Source organism: Mammaliicoccus fleurettii (genome assembly GCF_003970575.1).
Classification (GTDB): domain Bacteria; phylum Bacillota; class Bacilli; order Staphylococcales; family Staphylococcaceae; genus Mammaliicoccus; species Mammaliicoccus fleurettii.
The window spans coordinates 1-22,303 of the sequence record NZ_RXWZ01000060.1 but is presented as its reverse complement, the minus strand read 5'-3'; the positions used below and the strand labels follow the sequence as shown (position 1 = coordinate 22,303).

The 22,303-nt window shown below is 30.5% G+C and carries 19 protein-coding genes; 17 read left to right on the top strand and 2 right to left on the bottom strand.

Going from position 1 to position 22,303, the window contains the following annotated elements:
* On the top strand, window positions 1-474 hold the full coding sequence (gene trmL, locus CD129_RS05235) for a tRNA (uridine(34)/cytosine(34)/5-carboxymethylaminomethyluridine(34)-2'-O)-methyltransferase TrmL (RefSeq protein ID WP_078357636.1): 474 nt from the start codon (window positions 1-3) through the stop codon (window positions 472-474).
* A 29-nt stretch (window positions 475-503) separates the two neighbouring features.
* Here the strand turns inward: trmL and CD129_RS13170 are convergent, their stop codons facing one another.
* The gene (locus tag CD129_RS13170; protein ID WP_016913147.1) at window positions 504-641 is read right to left on the bottom strand and encodes a hypothetical protein; all 138 of its coding nucleotides are present in this window, start codon (window positions 639-641) and stop codon (window positions 504-506) included.
* 86 nt (window positions 642-727) lie between these two features.
* Between CD129_RS13170 and nagA the strand changes: the two genes are divergently transcribed.
* The 6 genes from nagA to CD129_RS05210 all read left to right on the top strand — a co-directional run bounded on the left by nagA (window position 728) and on the right by CD129_RS05210 (window position 8,110).
* Complete coding sequence (gene nagA / locus CD129_RS05230) at window positions 728-1,879, top strand: N-acetylglucosamine-6-phosphate deacetylase (protein WP_078357635.1); 1,152 nt, start codon at window positions 728-730, stop codon at window positions 1,877-1,879.
* Between the two features lie 47 nt (window positions 1,880-1,926).
* Complete coding sequence (locus CD129_RS05225) at window positions 1,927-2,526, top strand: 6-phosphogluconolactonase (protein ID WP_107509807.1); 600 nt, start codon at window positions 1,927-1,929, stop codon at window positions 2,524-2,526.
* A 4-nt stretch (window positions 2,527-2,530) separates the two neighbouring features.
* Entirely contained in the window at window positions 2,531-2,677 is a 147-nt protein-coding gene (locus CD129_RS13165) for an SAS053 family DNA gyrase inhibitor (protein WP_239701513.1), read from the top strand.
* A 188-nt stretch (window positions 2,678-2,865) separates the two neighbouring features.
* Entirely contained in the window at window positions 2,866-4,254 is a 1,389-nt protein-coding gene (gene fumC / locus CD129_RS05220) for a class II fumarate hydratase (RefSeq protein WP_115337288.1), read from the top strand.
* A 92-nt stretch (window positions 4,255-4,346) separates the two neighbouring features.
* A complete protein-coding gene (gene ppx / locus CD129_RS05215; protein ID WP_078357632.1) occupies window positions 4,347-5,873 on the top strand; it encodes an exopolyphosphatase in 1,527 nt (508 codons plus the stop codon).
* A gap of 71 nt (window positions 5,874-5,944) precedes the next feature.
* Window positions 5,945-8,110, top strand: a complete 2,166-nt coding sequence (locus tag CD129_RS05210) for an RNA degradosome polyphosphate kinase (RefSeq protein ID WP_115337289.1) — start codon at window positions 5,945-5,947, stop codon at window positions 8,108-8,110.
* Window positions 8,111-8,188: 78 nt separating this feature from the next.
* Here the strand turns inward: CD129_RS05210 and CD129_RS05205 are convergent, their stop codons facing one another.
* The gene (locus CD129_RS05205) at window positions 8,189-9,010 is read right to left on the bottom strand and encodes an RluA family pseudouridine synthase (RefSeq protein WP_078357630.1); all 822 of its coding nucleotides are present in this window, start codon (window positions 9,008-9,010) and stop codon (window positions 8,189-8,191) included.
* A 104-nt stretch (window positions 9,011-9,114) separates the two neighbouring features.
* On the opposite strand from CD129_RS05205, the gene CD129_RS05200 reads away from it, so the two are divergent.
* The 10 genes from CD129_RS05200 to yhaM all read left to right on the top strand — a co-directional run bounded on the left by CD129_RS05200 (window position 9,115) and on the right by yhaM (window position 21,411).
* Window positions 9,115-10,653, top strand: coding sequence for a bifunctional GNAT family N-acetyltransferase/carbon-nitrogen hydrolase family protein (locus tag CD129_RS05200; protein WP_078357629.1), 1,539 nt, complete (start codon window positions 9,115-9,117; stop codon window positions 10,651-10,653).
* A 17-nt stretch (window positions 10,654-10,670) separates the two neighbouring features.
* Window positions 10,671-11,780 carry a GAF domain-containing sensor histidine kinase gene (locus tag CD129_RS05195; protein ID WP_078357628.1) on the top strand — a complete coding sequence of 370 codons (1,110 nt, stop codon included), beginning with the start codon at window positions 10,671-10,673 and terminating at the stop codon, window positions 11,778-11,780.
* An 18-nt stretch (window positions 11,781-11,798) separates the two neighbouring features.
* Complete coding sequence (locus CD129_RS05190) at window positions 11,799-12,428, top strand: LuxR C-terminal-related transcriptional regulator (protein ID WP_115337290.1); 630 nt, start codon at window positions 11,799-11,801, stop codon at window positions 12,426-12,428.
* 167 nt (window positions 12,429-12,595) lie between these two features.
* A complete protein-coding gene (locus tag CD129_RS05185; RefSeq protein ID WP_078357626.1) occupies window positions 12,596-13,870 on the top strand; it encodes a dicarboxylate/amino acid:cation symporter in 1,275 nt (424 codons plus the stop codon).
* 165 nt (window positions 13,871-14,035) lie between these two features.
* Window positions 14,036-14,494 (top strand): XRE family transcriptional regulator XdrA, encoded by a 459-nt coding sequence (xdrA, locus tag CD129_RS05180; protein ID WP_078357625.1) that lies wholly within the window; start codon window positions 14,036-14,038, stop codon window positions 14,492-14,494.
* A gap of 64 nt (window positions 14,495-14,558) precedes the next feature.
* Window positions 14,559-15,689: a DUF445 domain-containing protein gene (locus CD129_RS05175; RefSeq protein WP_078357624.1), complete on the top strand. Its 1,131-nt coding sequence runs from the start codon at window positions 14,559-14,561 to the stop codon at window positions 15,687-15,689.
* Between the two features lie 74 nt (window positions 15,690-15,763).
* Complete coding sequence (locus CD129_RS05170; RefSeq protein ID WP_115337291.1) at window positions 15,764-16,132, top strand: YlbF/YmcA family competence regulator; 369 nt, start codon at window positions 15,764-15,766, stop codon at window positions 16,130-16,132.
* A gap of 218 nt (window positions 16,133-16,350) precedes the next feature.
* Window positions 16,351-17,535 (top strand): metallophosphoesterase family protein, encoded by a 1,185-nt coding sequence (locus CD129_RS05165; protein ID WP_115337292.1) that lies wholly within the window; start codon window positions 16,351-16,353, stop codon window positions 17,533-17,535.
* A 4-nt stretch (window positions 17,536-17,539) separates the two neighbouring features.
* Window positions 17,540-20,473, top strand: a complete 2,934-nt coding sequence (locus CD129_RS05160) for an ATP-binding protein (RefSeq protein ID WP_115337293.1) — start codon at window positions 17,540-17,542, stop codon at window positions 20,471-20,473.
* Window positions 20,470-21,411 (top strand): 3'-5' exoribonuclease YhaM, encoded by a 942-nt coding sequence (yhaM, locus tag CD129_RS05155; protein WP_078357620.1) that lies wholly within the window; start codon window positions 20,470-20,472, stop codon window positions 21,409-21,411. Before CD129_RS05160 ends, yhaM begins: the two co-directional genes overlap by 4 nt.
* The last annotated feature ends 892 nt before the right edge of the window (window positions 21,412-22,303 follow it).

Below are 22,303 nucleotides of genomic sequence, written 5' to 3'. Positions count from 1 at the left end.
ATGACAAATCATGTAGTTTTATATCAACCAGAAATACCAGCAAATACAGGGAATATTGCACGTAGTTGTGCAGCAACAGATACAACTTTACATTTAATAAGACCTTTAGGTTTTAGTACTGATGATAAAATGTTAAGAAGAGCAGGATTAGATTACTGGAAATTCGTAAATATTGTTTATTATGATAGTGTTGAAGAATTTTTTGAGAAAACAGAAGGTGGAAACTATTATTTATTAACTAAATTTGGTACACAACCACACACTGAATTTGATTATAGTAGTTTAGATGAAGATCATTATTTTGTGTTTGGTAGAGAAACGACTGGTCTTCCAGATTGGATTAAAGAAAAATATAAAGATACGGCTTTAAGAATTCCAATGAATGAAAATGTAAGATCATTAAATTTATCTAACACTGCTGCAATTTTAATTTATGAAGCTTTAAGACAACAAAATTATCCTAATTTATCATAAAAAAAACTGAGGCCAAATGGTCTCAGTTATTAATTATTTGATTTTAAAGATTCAAGTTCTTTATTTAAATCTTCTTCTTTAAGACCATAGTCTTTAGAATCGCGACCAGCAGTTAACATCGCAGTAATAAATGCTACACCAACCATACAAATTAATAACGTGTTCATTTAATTAGCCCCCTCGTAATGTTATGTTATCTTTATTATAAACGAATTAGGGGAATATTTAAATACATTTTTAAGGAGACATATAAATGGATAATTATATTTTAAAAAATGCACAAGTTTATACTGAAAAAACAAAGATTGAAAATGGATATATCGAAGTGCGTGATGGCTTTATTTATGATATTCAAGAAGGTGACTATAAAGGTAATGCTCGTGTTGTAGATTTAAAAGGACAACATTTGATACCAGGTTTTATTGATATACATATACATGGTGGTTATGGTCAAGATGCTATGGATGCTACTCCAGAAACTTTAAACGTATTATCTGAAAAATTATTATCAGAAGGAACAACAAGCTTTTTAGCTACTACTATGACACAGTCAACAGATGCAGTTAATGATGCATTGGAAAATGTTGCGAAGTATAAACCGCTAGATGAAAAGCGCGCAGAAATATTAGGTGTACATTTAGAAGGTCCATTTATCTCTGAACATAAAGTTGGTGCTCAGAATCCAGCATTTGTTGCAAGACCCACAGTGCAAAAATTTAATGAGTTCCAAGAAAAATCAAACGGGAATATTAAAATAGTAACAATTGCTCCAGAAGTAGAAGGTGCAAAAGAAACGATAAAACATTTAAGCAATGACGTTATTTTTTCTGCAGGACACACAGTTACCGATTATAACGGGATTGAAGAAGCGGTAAATTATGGACTTAAACATGTAACACATTTATATAATGCACAAACAACTTTTACGCATAGAGAACCTGGAGTATTTGGAGCAGCACTGACTAATGAAAGACTAACAACTGAAGTTATTGTCGATGGTGTGCATTCACATCCAGCAGCGGTTAAATTAGCTTATTTGGCAAAAGGTAATGAGAACTTCTGTATTATAACTGATGCAATGAGAGCAAAAGGAATGTCAGACGGAAAATACGATCTTGGTGGTCAAGATGTTTATGTGAAAAATAATGAGGCAAGACTAGAAAATGGTTCATTAGCAGGAAGCATACTTTTAATGAATAAGGGCTTAAAGAACTTGATGGACTTTGCAAACGTGTCACTTGAAGAAGCATGGCGCACAACAAGTTTAAATCAAGCTATACGTTTAAATGTAGATGATAGACTTGGTTCTATTAAAATTGGCAAGCAAGCAGACTTTGTTGTAGTTGATTCAGAATTAAATGTTTTAACTACTATTAAAAAAGGGTATATTATAAATAATGATTAAAGATTAATTTTTTGAAAATAGATAAGTTGAAATGAGGAGTGGACAAAATGGCTTTAAACTTTAAAGTATTTGAAACGAAAGATATCGCTGCACGTTACGCTGCAGACGTAGTTCGCAAACAATTTAATTCAGATAGTACTTCAGTAGTTGGCGTGCACTTAGATGCAGAGAATACAACATTTTTCGATGAATTATTAGATGATGTTAAGAAAAATCCAGTAAACTTTAGTCAAGTACACATTTTGGATTTTGATGGTAAAGAAGATTATTATACTGAACTAGGTGTACCAGCTAAGCAAGTTTTAAAAACAGATGTTGGTAGTGATGTAGAATCATTCATTAAAGAAAAAGTAAACACTGACAAAAAGAAAAATAAATTGATGTTAGATGTTGTGACTTTAACTGAAGATAGCAGAACTGGATTAGATTATAATCAAGCAATTCATCCAGCTAGAGAAGTCATTGTATTAGTTACAGGTAAAGAAAAAGCAAAAGCAGTTAGCAAGTTGTATGAAGAACCAGCTAACGGCTCAGTTGAATCAGCAAAATTAAAACAACATAGAATGGTAACAGTTATATTAGACAATGAAGCGGCACAAGGATTGCCAGAAGATGTTAGATCTTACTTCTCAATTCAATTTTCATAAGAAGGTGAATATATTGAATAAACAGCCAGAAGAAGAAAATGAAATGGTTCAAGACTTAGAAGATGTAAAAGAACTAGGTAAAGAAATGGAACAAATTTCAGAACAAAATGATGAAGCATATGAAGAAAAGAAAGAAGCACAAGATTCATAAAATGCATTATATTTTATAGGGAGTGGGATGACGAAATCTTTTATTAATAGAATAGATTTCGGTTCCACTCCTTTTTTTATGATAATTTAAATTATCTGACAACTGAGAGTTTAAATCATAGGCTGTATAAGATATAATAAAGATGAATAATGAGTGATGACTACAAGGAATAAAGGGGAGTAATTACAATGAGTTACAGAATTGAACATGATACATTTGGTGAAATTAAAGTCCCAAGCGATAAGTATTGGAAAGCGCAAACACAAAGAAGTAAACAAAATTTCCCAGTAGGAAAAGAACAAATGCCTATTGAAGTTATATATGGATTTGCTCACTTGAAAAGAGCAGCAGCAATTTCAAACTATGAACTTGGTAAATTATCAGATGATAAAAAAGATGCAATTGTTTTTGCAACAGATGAGATTTTAAAAGGAAATCTAGACGATCAGTTTCCATTAGTTGTATGGCAAACTGGTAGTGGTACGCAAAGTAACATGAATGTTAATGAAGTTGTAAGTTATGTAGCTAATGAATACTTAAAAGAAAAAGGTTCAGATGATAGTGTTCATCCAAACGATCATGTAAATATGTCTCAAAGTTCAAATGATACATATCCAACTGCAATGCACGTTGCTTTATATCATGAAATTGAATCTAAATTATTACCAGCTTTAAGTACGTTAAGAAATACTTTTAAAGATAAAGAAGAATCATTTAAAGATATTATCAAAATTGGTAGAACTCATCTACAAGATGCGACACCATTAACTTTAGGACAAGAAGTTAGTGGTTGGAGATATATGTTGGATAAATGTGAATCACTACTAAATGAATCTAAAGGTCAATTATTGAACTTAGCAATCGGTGGTACCGCTGTTGGTACTGGTATAAATGCACATCCTGAATTTGGTGATAAAGTTGCTAAACAAATTGGTAAACAATTAGGTTATCCATTTGTATCTTCTGAAAACAAGTTCCATGCTTTAACTGCACATGATGAAGTAGTTTATGTGCATGGTGCATTAAAAGCTTTAGCAAGTGATTTAATGAAAATTGCAAATGATGTTAGATGGTTAGCTTCTGGCCCAAGAGCTGGTTTAGCTGAAATTTCTATTCCTGAAAATGAACCAGGATCATCAATTATGCCAGGTAAAGTAAACCCAACTCAATGTGAAATGTTAACTATGGTTTCAGTACAAGTCCTTGGAAATGATTCAGCAGTAGGTATTGCTGCTTCACAAGGTAACTTTGAATTAAACGTATTTAAGCCAGTTATTTTGTATAATACATTACAATCAATTTATTTATTAACTGATGGTATCGAAACATTTAACAATAATTGTGCTGTTGGTATTGAACCTATCGAGGAAAATATTGATAAATATTTAAATCAATCTTTAATGTTAGTTACTGCTTTAAATCCACATATTGGATATGAAAATGCAGCAGCTATTGCAAAAAATGCTCACAAAAATGGACTAACTTTAAAAGAATCAGCCATTCAATCTGGTCATTTAACAGAAGAACAATTCGATGAATGGATTAAACCTGAAGATATGATAAGCTCTAAAAAATAGTAGCATCTGTAAGACATAAATATTAAGAACACAAAAAGGTGCTATGGCAGCACCTTTTTGTGTATAAATATATAGATTCCTGGAGGAAATTTATGAAAAGAATAGGATTAATAGATATAGGTTCTAATACAATAAGACTTGTTATTTTTGAGTATTCAGTAGAAACAGGATTAAATGAACTACAAAATATTAAAACACCTGCTCGTCTAAGTCAATTTTTAGATGAAGATAAAAATATGAACGAAGAAGGCATTAACGTTTTAGTAGAAACTTTAAATAGTTTTAAAAAAGTAGCTAAAAAATTTCATGTTGAAGAACTTGTCCCTGCAGCAACTGCAGCAGTTAGACAATCAAAAAATGTAGATCAAATAATTGAAAGCGTAAAATCCAAAACTAATCTTGATATCGAAATTATTCCAGAACAAGATGAAGCTTTTTATGGATTTTATGCAGCAACACATACACTAAATATTGAAAACGGTATAACTGTAGATATTGGTGGTGGTTCAACAGAGGTTACTTATTTTGAAAATAAGAAATTAAAAGAAGCGATTAGTTTTCCTTTTGGTGTTGTAACGTTAGAAAAAATGTTTTTCGTGGATAAAGATCACAATGATAAAAATGCGATAAAAAAGTGTGAAAAATTCGTTAAAGAACAATTTGAATCTGAAAAATGGATAAAAGATAAAAAAGTTCCAATTATTGGAATTGGTGGTTCAGCACGAAATAATGCACGTATTCATCAGTCTTTAAATAACTATCCTATTGCGGGGGTACATGGTTATGATATGACTAAAAAAGATTTAGAAGAAGTGTATGATGAATTAAAAAAATCAGATAAAAGTGATTTAAAAGATTTAGATGGATTAAGTAGAGATCGTACAGATATTATTATTCCAAGTTCTATTGTATTTAACACGCTTTATGATATAACAGATGCAACTCGTTTCACTTTTTCTAGAAAAGGGTTACGTGAAGGTTTAGTTATGACAAGGTTGAAAGAAGATTTCCCAAAATCGTTTAATAAAGATAATGTGACTACAGATGCTTTAAGATATTTAGCAAATGAGTATAATATAAATCCTTCTAACGGTAAACAGCGTATGAGATTAGCAGAAGATTTACTTAATAAAGTGATAGAAATAACTGATTTTGAAGTATCTAATGAAGACAGAAAATTGTTGAAAGAAGCGGCATATTTATACTATTTAGGTGCATTTATTGATGCGGATTCTAGTTCTCAACATACTTATTATATTATAGCAAATTCAAGTATTAATGGATTCTCACATAGAGATAGAGTGAAATTAGCGCTTCTTGCAAGTTTTAAAAATAAATCATTACTTAAGTTTTATGTAAAAGAAACATCTTGGTTTAAAGATAATGAAATTGAACTCATTCAAAAACTAGGTGGAATAATAAAATTCGCTAATGCATTAAATGTTTCAAATACTGATTGCATAGAAACGTTGGAATTAATTGACAAGAAAAATGAATTTGACTTAATAGTGGATTATGTAACAGACCCAATTGCAGAAGAATATCAGTCAGAAAGACAGAAAAAACATATAGAAAAGTTACTACCAAAAAAACTTAATATAATATTTACACAAGGTTAACAATTTTGCGTTTTAATGAAACAGTGTCAGTTTTTAAAGATGAATGGAAATAAGTAAAGGGTGAGATAATTATGGAAACGCAAACGAACGGGTTTTATTTAGACAATCCAGAGTACTATAATAATCGAGAGTTAAGTTGGCTTGACTTTAATTATCGTGTTCTTGAGGAAGCGATTGATCCGAACAATCCAATGCTTGAACAACTAAAATTTTTAGCAATTCATAGTTCTAACTTAGATGAATTTTTCATGGTCAGAGTAGCAGGTTTAAAAGACCAAGTGAAAATGAATTTTAATGAACCAGAGAATAAAGCACAATTAACGCCAAAAGAACAACTTACCGGTATAGAAAAGAAAAATAGAGAAAACGTGTATCTTCAATATAAGAGATTTAATGAATTAAAGGATTTATTAAAAACTTATAATATATTTATTACACAACCAGAAAGACTGCCAGAAGATTTAATTGATCAACTACACAATCAATTCAATACTGAAATATTACCAACACTCTCACCATTAGGAATTGATGCTTATAGACCATTTCCTAAATTAAATAATAAAATGCTCAATTTATTTGTTGATATAAAGTTAAATGATGGTGAAATAAAGTCAGCAATAGTACCTGTACCAACATTATTAGATAGAATTATTAAGTTGGAATATGATGGTAAAAAGTATATTGTATTTTTAGAAGATGTCATTTCTTTATTTATTGAACAATTATTTAATGGATTTGAAGTAATAAACACGTATACTTTTAGAGTGACGAGAAATGCTGATTTAACAATCCATGAAGATGGTGCGGAAGATTTATTAATAGAAATTGAAAAGTTTCTAAAAGAAAGAAAAAGCGGTGCAGCAGTAAGACTTGAAATAGATAGTAGACATATTGATACAGAAGTAAAAAGTATGTTTTTAATGAATGAGCTAGAGTTAACTAATAAAGATATATACAGAGTTAATGGGCCATTAGATTTAACTGTATTATTCTCTCTTGTAGGACGATTAGAAGAATTATTCCCTGAATTATTGTACAAACCATATAGACCACAATTACCTTCCTCTTTAAACAAAAATAATGTTTATGATTTAGCTTTAGAAAAAGATGTATTTTTCCATCACCCATATGAATCGTTTGAACCAATTGTAGAATTTATTAAAGAAGCATCAGAAGATCCAAATACACTCGCTATTAAACAAACACTTTATAGGGTGAGCAGTGATTCAACAATCATTCAAGCATTGAAAAACGCTGCCGAGAACGGGAAACAAGTCACAGTATTAGTTGAATTAAAAGCTAGATTTGACGAAGAAAACAATGTTCAATGGGCAAAAATGTTAGAAGATGCAGGGTGTAATGTTATATATGGCATGACTTTCCTTAAAACGCATAGCAAAATAACACTCGTAATAAAAAAAGTAGATGGAAAAGTTATACCATTCGTACACTTAGGTACAGGAAATTATAATGACAAAACAGCAAAAATATATACAGATATGGGTATCATTACTACAAATCCTAAAATAGGTGAAGATGCCATTAATTTCTTTAACTATTTAAGCGGTTACTCTTTGAAACCCGATTATAATGAATTAATAGTGGCACCATTTGAAATTCGTGATTTCTTTGTTGATCATATTGAACAAGAAATAGAATTACACAATGAGCATGGCAATGGACTCATTATAGCTAAGATGAATTCTTTAACTGATAAAAAAGTAATTAAAAAATTATATGAAGCGTCTCAAAGCGGTGTGAAAATCAAACTTATTATTAGGGGCATTTGTTGCTTGAAACCAGGTATTAAAGGGGTAAGTGAAAATATCGAAGTTATAAGTATAGTAGGCAGATTTTTAGAACATTCTAGAATATATTATTTTCACCATAATAGTGAAGAAAAGATGTACCTTTCCTCTGCGGATATGATGACAAGAAATATGATAAAGCGTGTTGAAATATTATTCCCTATACTTGATCCTAAAGTAGTAAGTAGATTAAAAGATATTTTAAACTTACAATTAAATGATGGATTAAAAGGACGTATTCAAAATTCCGATGGTAATTATCAATACAATGATGCTGGTAATAAACACATGAACTCTCAAGAAATGTTGATGGATGAAGCATTATTAGCAGCTAAAGAAATGAGACAATCTCATATAAATATTGGACAGCCTGTAAGAAGTAGAAGAAGGAGTTTCATAAATAAATTTAAAGAAAGATTAAAACGATAAAGCTCAAAACGATAAAGCTCAAAATATAAAGCCCTCCCAATCCTTGATAACTGAAGGATTGGGAGGGCTGTTTTTATATTAATCGTCTAAAGTAACTGAGATGAATTCATCTTTAAATGGATGTTCGAATTCTATTTTATAACTGTGTAATTTTAATTGTCTAAGTTTACTATTGTTATATAAAGGGTCACCTACGACTGGGTGTCCTATTTCTGCTAAATGTACACGGATTTGGTGTGTTCTACCAGTATCTAATTTCAACTCTACTTCAGCTGTATGTTCATCTAACATATGACTTTCTATAATATGTGTAATTGCTCGTTGACCAGTTGGTGATACACGTCTTTTATTTGGATGGAATTTATCCTTACCTATTGGCATATCTATCGATTGTGGCTTAAGTGGTAACAAACTATCGACTTGAGCTTTATATGTTCGAGTGATTTTTCTATCTTCTAACATATGATCTAATATTTTTTTAGCAATCGGATGCTTTGCTACTAATAATAAGCCGACTGTTTCTTGGTCTAACCTATGAACAGGCTCAGTATAATCTGAATCTAATGTATAAATTACATGATTCATAAGTGTGTTTGCTTCCTTTAAATCGTTTGGATGCGTCTTTACGCCTTTAGGTTTAACAACAATTGCTAAATATTCATCCTCATATTTAACTTCAGCCAATCGATAACTCGATACATACTGACTCGTTTCATTAAGAGTAGGAATGTAAAGTTTATCTCCTTCACTTAATTTATCTCTTAATGTGCTTGCTTGTTCATTTATCGTAATCTCTTTTGACATTCTCAAAAGGTGTAGTTCTTTTTTAGGAAGGTGTAAAGATTTGAACATTTCTTCAATTGTTTGACCTTCATGTTTTGATGGTATTGTTATTTGCATAGTGTCCTCCAGGAATATTTCTCTTAAAATCGGGAAAAATTATATTATAACTAAAAATAAGTTATAATTAGTATAACAAGAAAATTAGATAAGGAGTATCATTCATGTCAAAATCAATCGATAATAATGAATTTAATGTAAGTATTAATACAAGACAAATGACTTTTGAAGATATAGACGAAGTTATTGAACTACAATCTAAATGTTTCCCAGGAATGGAACCATGGGAAAGAGCACATTTAGAAAGTCATTTAAAAATGTTCCCAAGAGGACAAGTAGTTGTTGAATTTGAAGGTGAAATTATAGGTTCATGTTCATCTCTTATAATAAATTTTGATGAATATGATGATAGACATACATGGGATAGTATTACGAATAACGGCTATATAACAAATCATAATGATCATGGTCATAATCTATATGGAATAGAAGTTATGGTTCATCCTGAGTATAGAGGAATGAAAGTTGGCGCAAGATTATACGAAGCAAGACGCGAAATTGCTTATGAACTAAATTTGAAAAGTATTATAATTGGTGGAAGAATTCCAAACTATCATGAATATAGTGATGAACTAACACCAAGAGAATATGTGCAAGGCGTAATTAAACATAGAATTAAAGATCCAGTCTTAACATTTCAATTGATGAATGATTTTACTTTAATGCGAATTAATCCTAATTATTTAAATGATGATGTTAAAAGTATGAAATATGCTACTTTAATGGAATGGAATAATCCTGATTATATCGCACGTAGTAACGTTCATTTTAAAACAAGTGAGCCAGTTAGAATATGTACAGTTAACTATATGATGAGAAAAATTAATTCTTTTGAAGAATTTGCTAATCAAATAGAATATTTCATTGACGTTGCTTATGATGCAGACAGCGACTTTATTGTGTTCCCCGAGCTTTTAACTACTCAATTAATGAGTTTCGATGAGCAAAGTAATCCTGCTGAATCTATTAGAAAATTAACGACTTATACATCTCAATATATAGAGATGTTTAATCAATTTGCTATGAAATACAATATAAATATAATTGGTGGTTCTCATTTCGTAGAAGAAGGAGAAGACATATATAATATTTCTTACTTATTCCGTCGTGATGGTTCTATTGAAAAACAATATAAAATACATGTAACACCTAATGAAAGAAAATGGTGGGGTGTGTCACCTGGTAATGGTGTAGAAGTTTTTGATACAGATTGTGGAAAAATCGCAATACAAATTTGTTATGATAGCGAATTTCCAGAAATGGCAAGAATAGCTACAGAAAAAGGAGCAAAAATAATATTTACACCATTTTCAACTGAAGATAGACAAAGTTATTTACGTGTAAAATATTGTTGCATGGCTAGAGCTATTGAGAACCAAATTTATACCGTAACTTCAGGAACTTGTGGTAACTTACCGCAAACTGAAAATATGGACATACAATATAGTGCTTCAGCAATATATTCACCATCTGATTATGGTTTTGCACGTGATGGCATAGTAGGAGAAACAGGTGAAAATCTAGAAATGGTAGCTATAGGTGAAATAGACTTAGAAGTATTAAGAAGAGGTAGAGAAAATGGGACAGTAAGACATCTTAGAGATAGAAGACATGATGTATATAATGTAACGCACAATCAATAATACTAAAGGTGATGTATATGGAGAAACCAACACGTACAAGTCTCTTAAAAGAAATAGCAGAATTTTTAAATGAAGAGACAGAAATGTACAGCATGATGCATGGAGCTCTCAAAAAATTAGTGAGTGGTAGTAATTTTCATACTGGCTGGATATTTTTTATTGATGAAGAGGGTAAACACGAGTTAGTTGCTGAAGAAGCCTTACCACCAGCACTAACACACAATAAATGCCAATATATGACTGAGGGTACGTGTTGGTGTGTTACTGCATATCAAAATAAAAAGTTAACTAAAGCTTCAAATATTATTTCATGTTCGAGAATTGTGAAAGCTACTAAAGAGCATCACGACAAAACTGATGGTATAACGCATCATGCAACGGTTCCTCTTAGGTCAGGTAATGAACAATTTGGATTATTGAATATTGCTACTCCTAATACGAAACGATATTCTGAAGAAGATTTAGAACTACTAGAATCAGTAGCATTTCAAATTGGTTCAGCTATAAAACGTATTTTTCTAACTGATCAAGAAAAAGAAGCAGCTCGTATTAACGAAAGAAACAGGCTTGCTAGAGATTTACATGATTCAGTTAATCAGATGTTGTTTTCTTTAAAAATAACAGCTCATGCAGCTAAAGGATTAAACGATCAACAAGCAGCTAAGGAAGCTTTCCAAACTATAGAAGATACGAGTCAAAGTGCTGTTAATGAGATGAGAGCACTTATATGGCAATTAAAACCGATAGGCTTAGAACAAGGATTGATTGCAGCAATTAAGCAATATAGCCAATTTATTCATATAGAACCAGAATTTGAAGTAGAAGGTTTAATAGACTTACCTAATACGATGGAAGAAAATATTTACCGTATTATTCAAGAATCATTGAATAATATTAATAAACACTCCGGGCAAAAACGTGCAAAAATTTATTTAGAACAAAATAAATATGAATTTAAATCGCGTATAATAGATGAAGGAAGAGGCTTCGAAAATAATAAATTAGAAAATAACCTCTCACATGGTCTTAAAAATATGAAACAAAGAGTTCAATTTATGAAAGGTCGCATAGATATAAACTCTGAATTGAATAAAGGAACGGAAATCATTATATCTATTCCACTATAAATGTTAGGGGTATCACATATGAGTAATAAAATAATCTTAGTAGATGATCATCATATAGTAAGGCAAGGTTTAAGGTTTTTATTAGATACTGTTCCAAACTTTGATATTCTAGCAGACTTTTCAAGTGGGGCATTGTTATTAGATTACTTGGAGAATAATGAAAGTCCTGAAATAGTTCTATTAGATTTAGTGATGCCTGAAATGAATGGTATTGAAATAACTGAAATAGTGAAAAAGAAGTATCCAAATATCAAGATATTAGTTCTAACAAGTTTTTATGATGAAGAACATGTTATATCTGCACTTGATAAAGGAGCAGATGGATATGAAATTAAAGATGTAGAGCCTGAAGCGCTTATAAAAACAATTAGAACAGTACTAAATGGAGAGAAGAAAATTCATCCTAAAGTACAGTCGATTATAACTGAAAGTTCTCAAAAACCACATAGAGAAAATAAATTATCGAAGAGAGAACTTGAAGTATTAGCCGAAATGGTCAAAGGAAAAACAAATAAACAAATTGCAGAAACACTTTTTGTATCTGAAAAAACAATAAAAACACATGTGAGTCATATACTAAACAAACTGAAAGTATCAGATAGAACACAAGCAGCAGTATACGCAATGGAACATCAATTGATAAATTAAAATTTTTAATTTTATACGAGTAAGTATTGAAAAATTCAATACTTACTCGTATTTTATTATTGAATTAAAAATGAATTTAAAAAATAAATTTACAAATTGAAAGCGCTTAAAGTATAATAAGCTACAAGGGAGAAATGATTTTATATTATATAGGGGGTAATTTGTAGATGAAGGTAACAAAAAATTTAACTTTAAAAATCGTAATAGCCTTAATACTCGGTATTGTTGTCGGGTCAATTTTTAATATGTATGCAGGCAGTGGATTTGTTCAAAATACTAATCAGTATGTATTTAATGTACTAGGTCAAATATTTCTTAATTTAATCTTTATGCTTGTTGTACCAGTAGTATTTGTGTCAATTGTGCTTGGAGTAGTTGGTGTGGGTGATCCAAAGTTATTAGGTGGTATAGGACTTAAGACTGTAATATTTTTCTTAACTACTACAGCATTAGCAATTATAATAGCTATGGCATTAGCCTTAGTATTTAAACCAGGTGACGGACATTCAGATTTATTGAATAGTCAAGAAGTAAAAAAATATGGTGAAGAGCAAAAAGCTAAGTCAGGTGATACGGCTGCACCAGAAAATCAAACGTTCGATCAAACATTGATTAATCTGTTCCCTAAAAATCCAATGCAATCAATGGTTGAACAAGATATGCTTCCAATTATTACGTTTGCTATTTTTATTGGTATAGGAATGATTGCACTCGGTACGAAAGTTGAAGGTGTAAGGAAAGTATTTGAGCAGACTAACGATATACTCATGTATATCGTAACAATGATCATGAATTACTTTGCACCAATAGGAACATTTGGACTTGTTGCAACAGCTTTCACTAACGCTGGTTTTGGAGCAATTAAACAACTCGGAATGTACTTCTTTGTAGTGTTATTAGCATTAGCGGTTCACTTCTTTATAGTATATGGTGGCGCTGTTAAAATTCTAGGTGGTAAGAATCCGTTATGGTTCTTTAAAAAATTCTTCCCAGCAATGACTGTAGGATTTAGTTCATCTAGTTCAAATGCAACTTTACCGATATCATTAGAATGTACGAAAGATATGGGTGTAAGAAAAGAAATTAGTTCGTTTGTACAGCCGTTAGGCGCAACCATTAATATGGATGGTACAGCAATTATGCAAGGTGTTGCCACTATCTTTATTGCTCAAGTATCTGGCATAGACTTAACTGTTATGCAAATGATTACTGTTGTTCTTATCGCAGTAATTGCTTCTATTGGAACAGCAGGTGTACCAGGAGTAGGATTAGTAATGTTAGCTATGATATTAACATCAATTGGAATAAACCCAGCAGCAATAGGTATGATCATAGGTATAGATAGACTACTTGATATGACAAGAACGGCTGTAAATATTACAGGTGATGCAGCATGTGCGTTAATTTTATCTGAAAGAGAAAAATCAAAGTTAGCAAAATAATTATAATTTAACGTATTAAAGGGGTAAATTGATATTAAATTCAATTTACCTCTTTTATTTTGTCCTGAAATGTATTATGATGATACTTGTGCTGAAAAAAATCGTGTATTTTTGCAACATATTAAATCAATTAATAATATATATTAAGAAGAAAGGTAGATATAGATGGATAAACAAACATTTACAACGATAATCCAAACAAAATTCAAAATGGTTCGTATTGAGGCAGGTTATACTCAGGATACTATGGCGAATACAGTTGGATTATCTAAAAAGACTTTAGTACAAATTGAAAAAGAGAGAGTTCTACCAAACTGGACAACATGTGTTTCTATATGTGCTTTATTTAGAGATTCAGATGTTTTAAACACAACATTTGGCTGTGATCCATTAGAAGTTATTCAAATTATATCTCGTCATCATTGTGCATACCCTAACCATGACAACACGAGTGATATTTATTGGGTAACACTTGATGCTAAATCAGGATATATTTTACAATCAAACAAAAAAACAGATTTGTATAGAGTATTAAATGAAGAACGTCAACCTATCTTCGGAACTGCTAAGAAACGTGAAGCAGAAACTTATTTCTTACGTAAGACACAATCATTATTTGTATAATATTTGTTAAAAGCTACTTCTTAGATTATTCTAAAGAAGTAGCTTTTTTAGAAGGAGAATTCCAATGTCAACAATTTTAACAATTATAAGCATGATGGTAATTGGTGCGATAATAGGTGGATTCACAAATTTTATTGCAATTAAAATGTTATTCCATCCTTACCACGAAAAAAGACTGTTTGGCTATAAATTGCCATTCACTCCAGGTTTAATACCGAAAAGAAGAAACGAATTATCAGAAAAAGTTGGAGAAATGGTTACAAAGCATCTTCTCACTCCAGAAGTATTTAAAGAGAAACTTGTTAATCCTAGTACACAACATGTTCTAGAAGATACCATTAAAGTTCAATTTGATACATTGAAAAAGAAAAAGTATACTATACAACACTTTGTAGATAGAATTGATTATCCGCTAGAAGAAAAAATTAATAATACGCTTAACACTACAATTCAACAAAAAGTTGATAAATATTATGAAACTCATAAGAATGAACAACTTCAAAGTCTGATACCAGTTGAAATATTTGAACAACTTAGTCAACAAGTTAATCGTGTGACACCAGAAATTTTAACTAAAATTGATGAATATTTATCTTCTGAAAAAGGGGAGCAAGATATTCATTCGATGGTAGAAGAATTTTTTGAGCAAAAAGGGAAAATGGTCGGTATGATACAAATGTTTATGACAACCGAAGAGATAGTGGATAGAGTGAAGAAAGAACTTAAAAATGTCATCAAACAAGAAAAAATTGAAAATATGATTGATTTACAAGTCCAAAAACAATATGAGAAGTGGATGTCTAAACCTTTAGAAGATGTGTTAACAAGTGAAAGGAAAGACAAAGCTAAATTATTAATTGCTGAAGAGTTAACTCATTCTATAAATGTTAATCGCTATTTAAATACACCACTTTACGAGTTAGTACCAAACTTATTCGTTTATATGGAAGGTGAAGGTACTGAGAGATTTATTGAGTATATGATTCGTAAAGTAGGAGACAATATTAGTTTGATACTAGAACGAATGAAATTAGCCGAATTAATAAAAGGTCAAATTGACAGATTTGAATTATCTTACTTAGAAAAATTAGTTATCGAAATTTCTAATAAAGAATTAAAATTAATCACTTTACTTGGTTTTGTATTAGGTGGAATTATTGGATTATTACAAGGAATAATCGCTATTTTTGTATAAGAAGTAGAAGTGTGATACAGTATTATTGGAATTGATATTCTAATACATTTATTTAATATAGGAGCGAATTTATTATGGCAGAAGTAAACATTTACGACAAAGCAAATGAACTAGAAAAAACTTTACGTGAAAGTGAAGAATATAACAAAATTAAAGAACAATATGAAAAAGTTAATGCAAATCCTGAAACTAAAAAATTATTTGATGAATTCCGTGAAATTCAATTAGAATTACAAACAAAACAAATGCAAGGCGAAGAAATTTCAGAAGTAGATATCGCTAGAGCTCAAAAATCTGCTCAAGAAATTGAACAAAATGAAACAATCGCTGAATTAATGCAAGCTGAACAAGCTATGAGTCAATTAATTCAAGATTTAAACCGTGTAATCATGAGACCATTAGAAGATATCTATGGTAGCCTTGAAGAAAACCAAGAAGGTTAATATATTATCTTTCTTGTGAACCTTATTAGATACAATCTTGTATCTAATAAGGTTTTTTTATTGTCGTAAGTCTGCTTTCTTGTTCGTCCAATGTATCGTATAGTCTTGGAATATGGTAAAATTAAAGCATTAAAAGTCTTTATAAAATCTGATTATTCTATTGTTTGAGCTTGAATAAAATAATTAAGAATGAGCTAAAATTGAAAGAGGTTAGGTATATGATTAAATTTATACATTGCGCGGATTTACACCTTGATAGTCCATTTAAGTCTAGACATTATTTAAGCCCTTCTATTTTAAACGACGTAAAACAAAGCGCATATAATAGCTTTACAAAAATTGTAGATGAAGCTATTAAAGAACAAGTAGATTTTGTTGTTATTGCAGGAGATTTATTTGATCAAGATAATAGAACGCTTAGAGCAGAAGTGTTTTTAAGAGAGCAGTTTATTAGACTAGAGCAAGAACAAATATTTGTATATATTATACATGGTAACCATGATCCTTTATCTGTAGGTGTTCATACTTTATGGCCAGAGAATGTGACGGTGTTTACTGACAAAGTATCTACATATCAACTGATCACTAGAAATGGTCAAGTTGTTTATTTACACGGATTTAGTTATCAAAAAGATCAAAGTTATGAAAATAAAGTTGATGAATATCCTGAATCAACCGGTAATAAAGGTATACATATTGGTGTATTACATGGTACTTATTCGCAAGCTTCAGACGTAAAGAAAAGATATACTGAATTTAATATTGAAGACTTAAATAGCAAGTTATACCATTATTGGGCATTAGGCCACATACATGAAAGAGCAATTATTAGTGAACTTTCTCAAATACATTATTCAGGTAATATACAAGCTCGCCACTTTAAAGAAAAAGGTGAAAAAGGATATTTGCTTGTTGAAGGTGATGAATCTAAATTACAGGCTACTTTTAAACCAACCCAGTACATACGTTTTGAAAAAGCAATAATAGAAACTAAAGCTCAAGGTAAACATGCTTTATATGAAGCAATTCAAAAATTCAAAGATAGCGTACGTACTGAAGGTAAAGCATTTTACCAATTAGATGTTTATGTTAAACACGATGAAGTACTTAAACAAGATGAAATCAATCAAGTGATACAGCTCATTCAAGAATATGAAGAAAATCAAACAAACTTTATTTTTATAGAACAACTAAATGTCTTTTTTGAACAAGACTCTGAAGTTGCATTAGCAAATGAATTTAACGATGATATTTTACAAGATGAAACCATTCTTGAAAATGCATTAAGTGATTTATATATGAACCCTAAAGCAAATCGTTTCTTAGATCCATACAGCGATGTAGATAAAGAAGCATTAATTGAACGTGGGGAAGCTATTTTAAAAAGAAGAATGAGAGGTTAAAGCGATGAAAATTAAATCCTTAGAAATTTATGGCTATGGCCAACTCATGTCTAGAAAAATTAAATTTGATCAAAGTTTTATGCAAATATATGGTGAGAACGAAGCAGGTAAGTCCACTATTCAAGCATTTATACATTCAATACTATTTGGTTTTCCAACAAAAAAAGAGAATGAGCCAAGATTAGAACCAAGACTTGGTAATCAGTATGGTGGTAAATTAGAACTTGAATTCGATGGACAAAAAGTAGAAGTAGAAAGAGTTAAAGGCCGTGTAACAGGTGACGTCAAAGTGTATCTTTCAAACGGCAAAATAAAAGACGAAAAATGGCTCAAACAAAAGATTAATTTTATAAATAAAAAAACATACCAAGGAATATTCTCATTTAATGTATTAGGGTTGCAAGATATTCATAAAAATTTAACTGAAGATCAACTTCAAATGTATTTATTGCAAGCTGGTGCTTTAGGATCAACTGAATTTACGGGTATGAGTGATTTGATGCAAAGTGAAAAAGAAGCACTTTACAAAAAGAATGGTAAGAATCCTGTATTAAATGTTCAGTTAGAACAATTAAACGATTTAGAAATAAAAATTAAAAACGAAGAAAAGAAACTATCTGAATATGAAAGACTACAAGATGAAAGAGATAAAATATCTAGAAGACTTAATCAGTTAAAAGATAATCTTGGAAATCTTACAAATAGATTAACAAGTAAAGAAAAGGAAATATCTTTACATAATGAAGTTGTAGAATGGAAGAAACTAGAGAGTAATTTAAATATTGAACCTTATGAATTCCCTGAACAAGGTATTGAAAGATATGAATCTGCAGTTCGTTCTAATGAAAGTATTAAGCGTGACTTAACCTTAAGAAATGAAAAGCTTGCACAAGTAGTACATACATTAGATAACGTAAAAGTCATGTCTGAAAGAGATGAAAAAGCCTTAAATAGTATTAGACAACGTGAATCGGATATTAAAGAAAAACAGCAAGAATTAAAACAACTAAATAAACAAATTGATGATTCTGAAAGAGATAACGAGTTGTTACGCCAAGATATCGGCTGGAATGATGAATATTTAGATGTTGATACATCTGAAGCTATGAAGACGCATATTGCAGAAGTGAATCGAATTAAAGAAGAAAATGTAGCAGAACGTGAGCAAATTAAACGTTCTATGAACCAACTTGATATTGAAAGAGAAAGATATAATAACAATATCGATAGACTACATAACGATTTAGTGTCTGATGAGAACTATGAACAAAAGAAAGTTTATAATCAAAAAGCTTTAGAACTAGGTGAGAAGAAGTCACTTTATAAAAAAATGGAAGAAAGTTTCATTAAGCAAAAAGAAGAAAGTGAAAAAAGAAGTAAGCAATATCGACTATTTTCAGTAATAGGCGGTTTATTATTAATCGCAATCGCAATATATGCATTCATTGCTTCTCAAGTTTTATTTAGTGGCATTTTCGCAATTGTAGGGATTATATTAGTCGTTTTATCATTCTTTATTAAATCAAAAGATTTAGACCATGACCAAGCTTTTTCTAAAGAAATTGACGAATTAGAGGAAAAGGTTAAACATCTAAAACAATTTTATGATTTAGATTTTAACTTAGATGAACAAACGAAGATCAGACAAGAATTGGAAGGTTATTATCAGTCACAAGAAATTTTATCTTCAAAGCAGTCTGAATTGAAGAAAGAATTAGAAAAAGTTGAAGCAATTATTGATAATAAAGAAAGTGCATTACAAGAAACTAAAGCTAGTATTCATGTTTCAAATCAACTATCATCTCAGTTGTTAAACGACGCATTAACAACAATTAAGAAAATTAAACAAAATAGATTAGAGATTAATCGATTAACTAAATTAAGAGATGAAAAGAATTCGGATCTTGAAGCGTTTTACCGTGAAGCAGAAAGTATTGTTAGTCATGCACGATTACATTACCAAAAGATTTCATTATTCCACGATGTAAAACAAGCATTAGATGAACATCAAAAAGAATTTAATATTCAATTAAGAAATGTTGAGCAACAAGCACTACTAACTAATGAAATTAATGCATTAAAAGAAAGATTGGACGAAAATAACAACGTCATAAATTCACTATTTAGTTACATTAATGTATTCGATGAAGAAGCGTATTATCGTCATTATAAAGCATATATTTCTTATAATGAGGACATGGAGAGATTTGACTATTTAACAGCGTTACTAAATAATCAAAATTATGATTATGATAAAAATACTCAACTTAGTTATATGACTAAAACAGATTTAGAAAATGAAAGAAATCAATTAAAACTTCAAGTAGACGAATACAATGATAATTATTTAAATGTACAAGCTGAACTTAGTGATTTAAATGCTAAAATTAATCACATGGAAACTGATGAAACATTATCTGCATTAAGACATGAATATCATTTAGTTAAAGATAAAGTTAATGAAACTGCTAATGATTGGGCAGCGTTAAGCTATTTACAAAACTTAGTAGAAGCGCATATTAAGCAAATAAAAGATAAAAGATTACCTTATGTCGTAAAAGATGCAACTGATATCTTAAATACATTAACTGAAGGCAGATATACTCAAGTTATCTATGAAGAACAAAATGTTCAAGTAAGACATCAAAATGGTCAAGTATTCCATCCAACAGAGTTAAGTCAGTCAACAAAAGAATTGTTATACATTGCACTTAGATTTAGCCTTATAAAATCATTGCATAAATATTATCCATTCCCAATAATAGTTGATGATGCATTTGTTCACTTTGATAAACACCGTAAAGAAATTATGATTAAATATTTAATGAGTATGTCAGAAGATATTCAAATACTTTACTTTACATGTAATAAAGACCAGAATGTACCTCAAAAGCAAACAATAACTCTGACAAAAATAGAAGGAGCTAAGAGTAAATGAGAACAATAGAAACATTAAAGCCAGGAGATACAGTTGACCACTATTTCTTAATACATCGTGCAAATCAAGGAGTAACAGCCCAAGGAAAGCCTTATATGACACTTTACTTGAAAGATAAGAGTGGTGATATAGAAGCTAAAGTATGGACTGTAACAGCTGAAGATATTAAACTACTTGTACCGGAGACAATTGTAAGAGTTAAAGGCGACGTTATAGATTATCGTGGTCGTAAACAAATGAAAATAAATCAGTTTAGAGTAGCAGTAGAAGAAGATGGTGTAAAATTAGAAAACTTTTTAGAAGCTGCGCCATTAACAATAGATGAAATGTCAGAAGAAATTATGACATTTTTATTAGATATTGAAAATGCTAAACTACAAAGAATAACTCGTATATTACTTAAAAAATATCAAAAAGAATATTTCACATTCCCAGCAGCAAGTTCACATCATCATGACTTCGTTTCAGGATTAAGTTATCATGTTGTAACAATGTTGAGACAAGCAAAAGCATTGTGTGATATATATCCAATACTAAATAGAAGTTTATTATATAGTGGCATTATTTTACATGACTTAGGAAAAGTAAAAGAACTATCAGGTCCAGTCGCTACTACTTATACAGTAGAAGGTAATTTATTAGGTCATATCTCAATAGTAAGTGATGAAATATCACAAGTAGCTAAAGAGCATAATATAGAAGGAGAAGAAGTATTGTTGCTAAGACATTTAGTGTTAAGTCATCACGGTAAATTAGAATATGGATCACCAAAATTACCAATGGTTAAAGAAGCGGAGATATTGCACTTTATTGATAATATTGATGCTAGAATGATGATGTTTGAAAAACACCTTAAAAAAGTAGATAAAGGTCAATTTACAGAACGAATCTTTGCATTAGAAAATAGACAATTTTATAAACCAGAATCATTGGATTAATAATATTAGAGGCTGGAGCATATTTCCTAACTCAATATAAATAAGCATATCACTATAAAACTGAAGAATTCAGTTAAGTGATATGCTTATTTTATATATTACGATTTTGTATGTGCATTTGCCAGGGGGTATGGCTCGAGCCTGTAGTCTCTCACACATACTATTCCCTCAGGCGTCCGCACTATACAAAATCGTTGGTAATATTTATTTTTTTAAATCTTGCGATTTTGTATGTGCATGCTTGCCAAGGGGTATGGCTCGAGCCTGTAGTCTCTCACGCATACTATTCCCTCAGGCGTCAGCACTACAAAATCGTTGGTAATATTTATTTTTTTAAATCTTACGATTTTGTATGTGCATGCATTTGCCAGGGGGTATGGTTAGAGCCTGTAGTCTCTCACACATACTATTCCCTTAGACGTCCGCACTATACAAAATCGTTGGTAATATTTATTTTTTTAAATCTTGCGATTTTGTATGTGCATGCTTGCCAAGGGGTATGGCTCGAGCCTGTAGTCTCTCACGCATACTATTCCCTCAGGCGTCCGCACTTACAAAATCGTTGGTAATATTTATTTTTATATAGAAAAATGGTGACTCTAAGAGTTAGCTAAATGATTCTCATTAAAATACTAGGACATTTATGTTAAAGGCAATTAATCTTAAGTGTCTATATTTACACAAGTTGAGAAAAGTGTAAGTATGGATGCCTGTATTAACACAAGTCGAGAGAAGTGTGAGCAAGGGTATCTGTATTAACACAAGTCGAAGGAAGTGTAAGTATTGATGCCTATATTCACATAAGTCGAGAGAAGTGTAAGCAAGGGTATCTGTATTCACACAAGTCGAGAGAAGTGTAAGCAAGGGTATCTGTATTCACACAAGTCGAGAG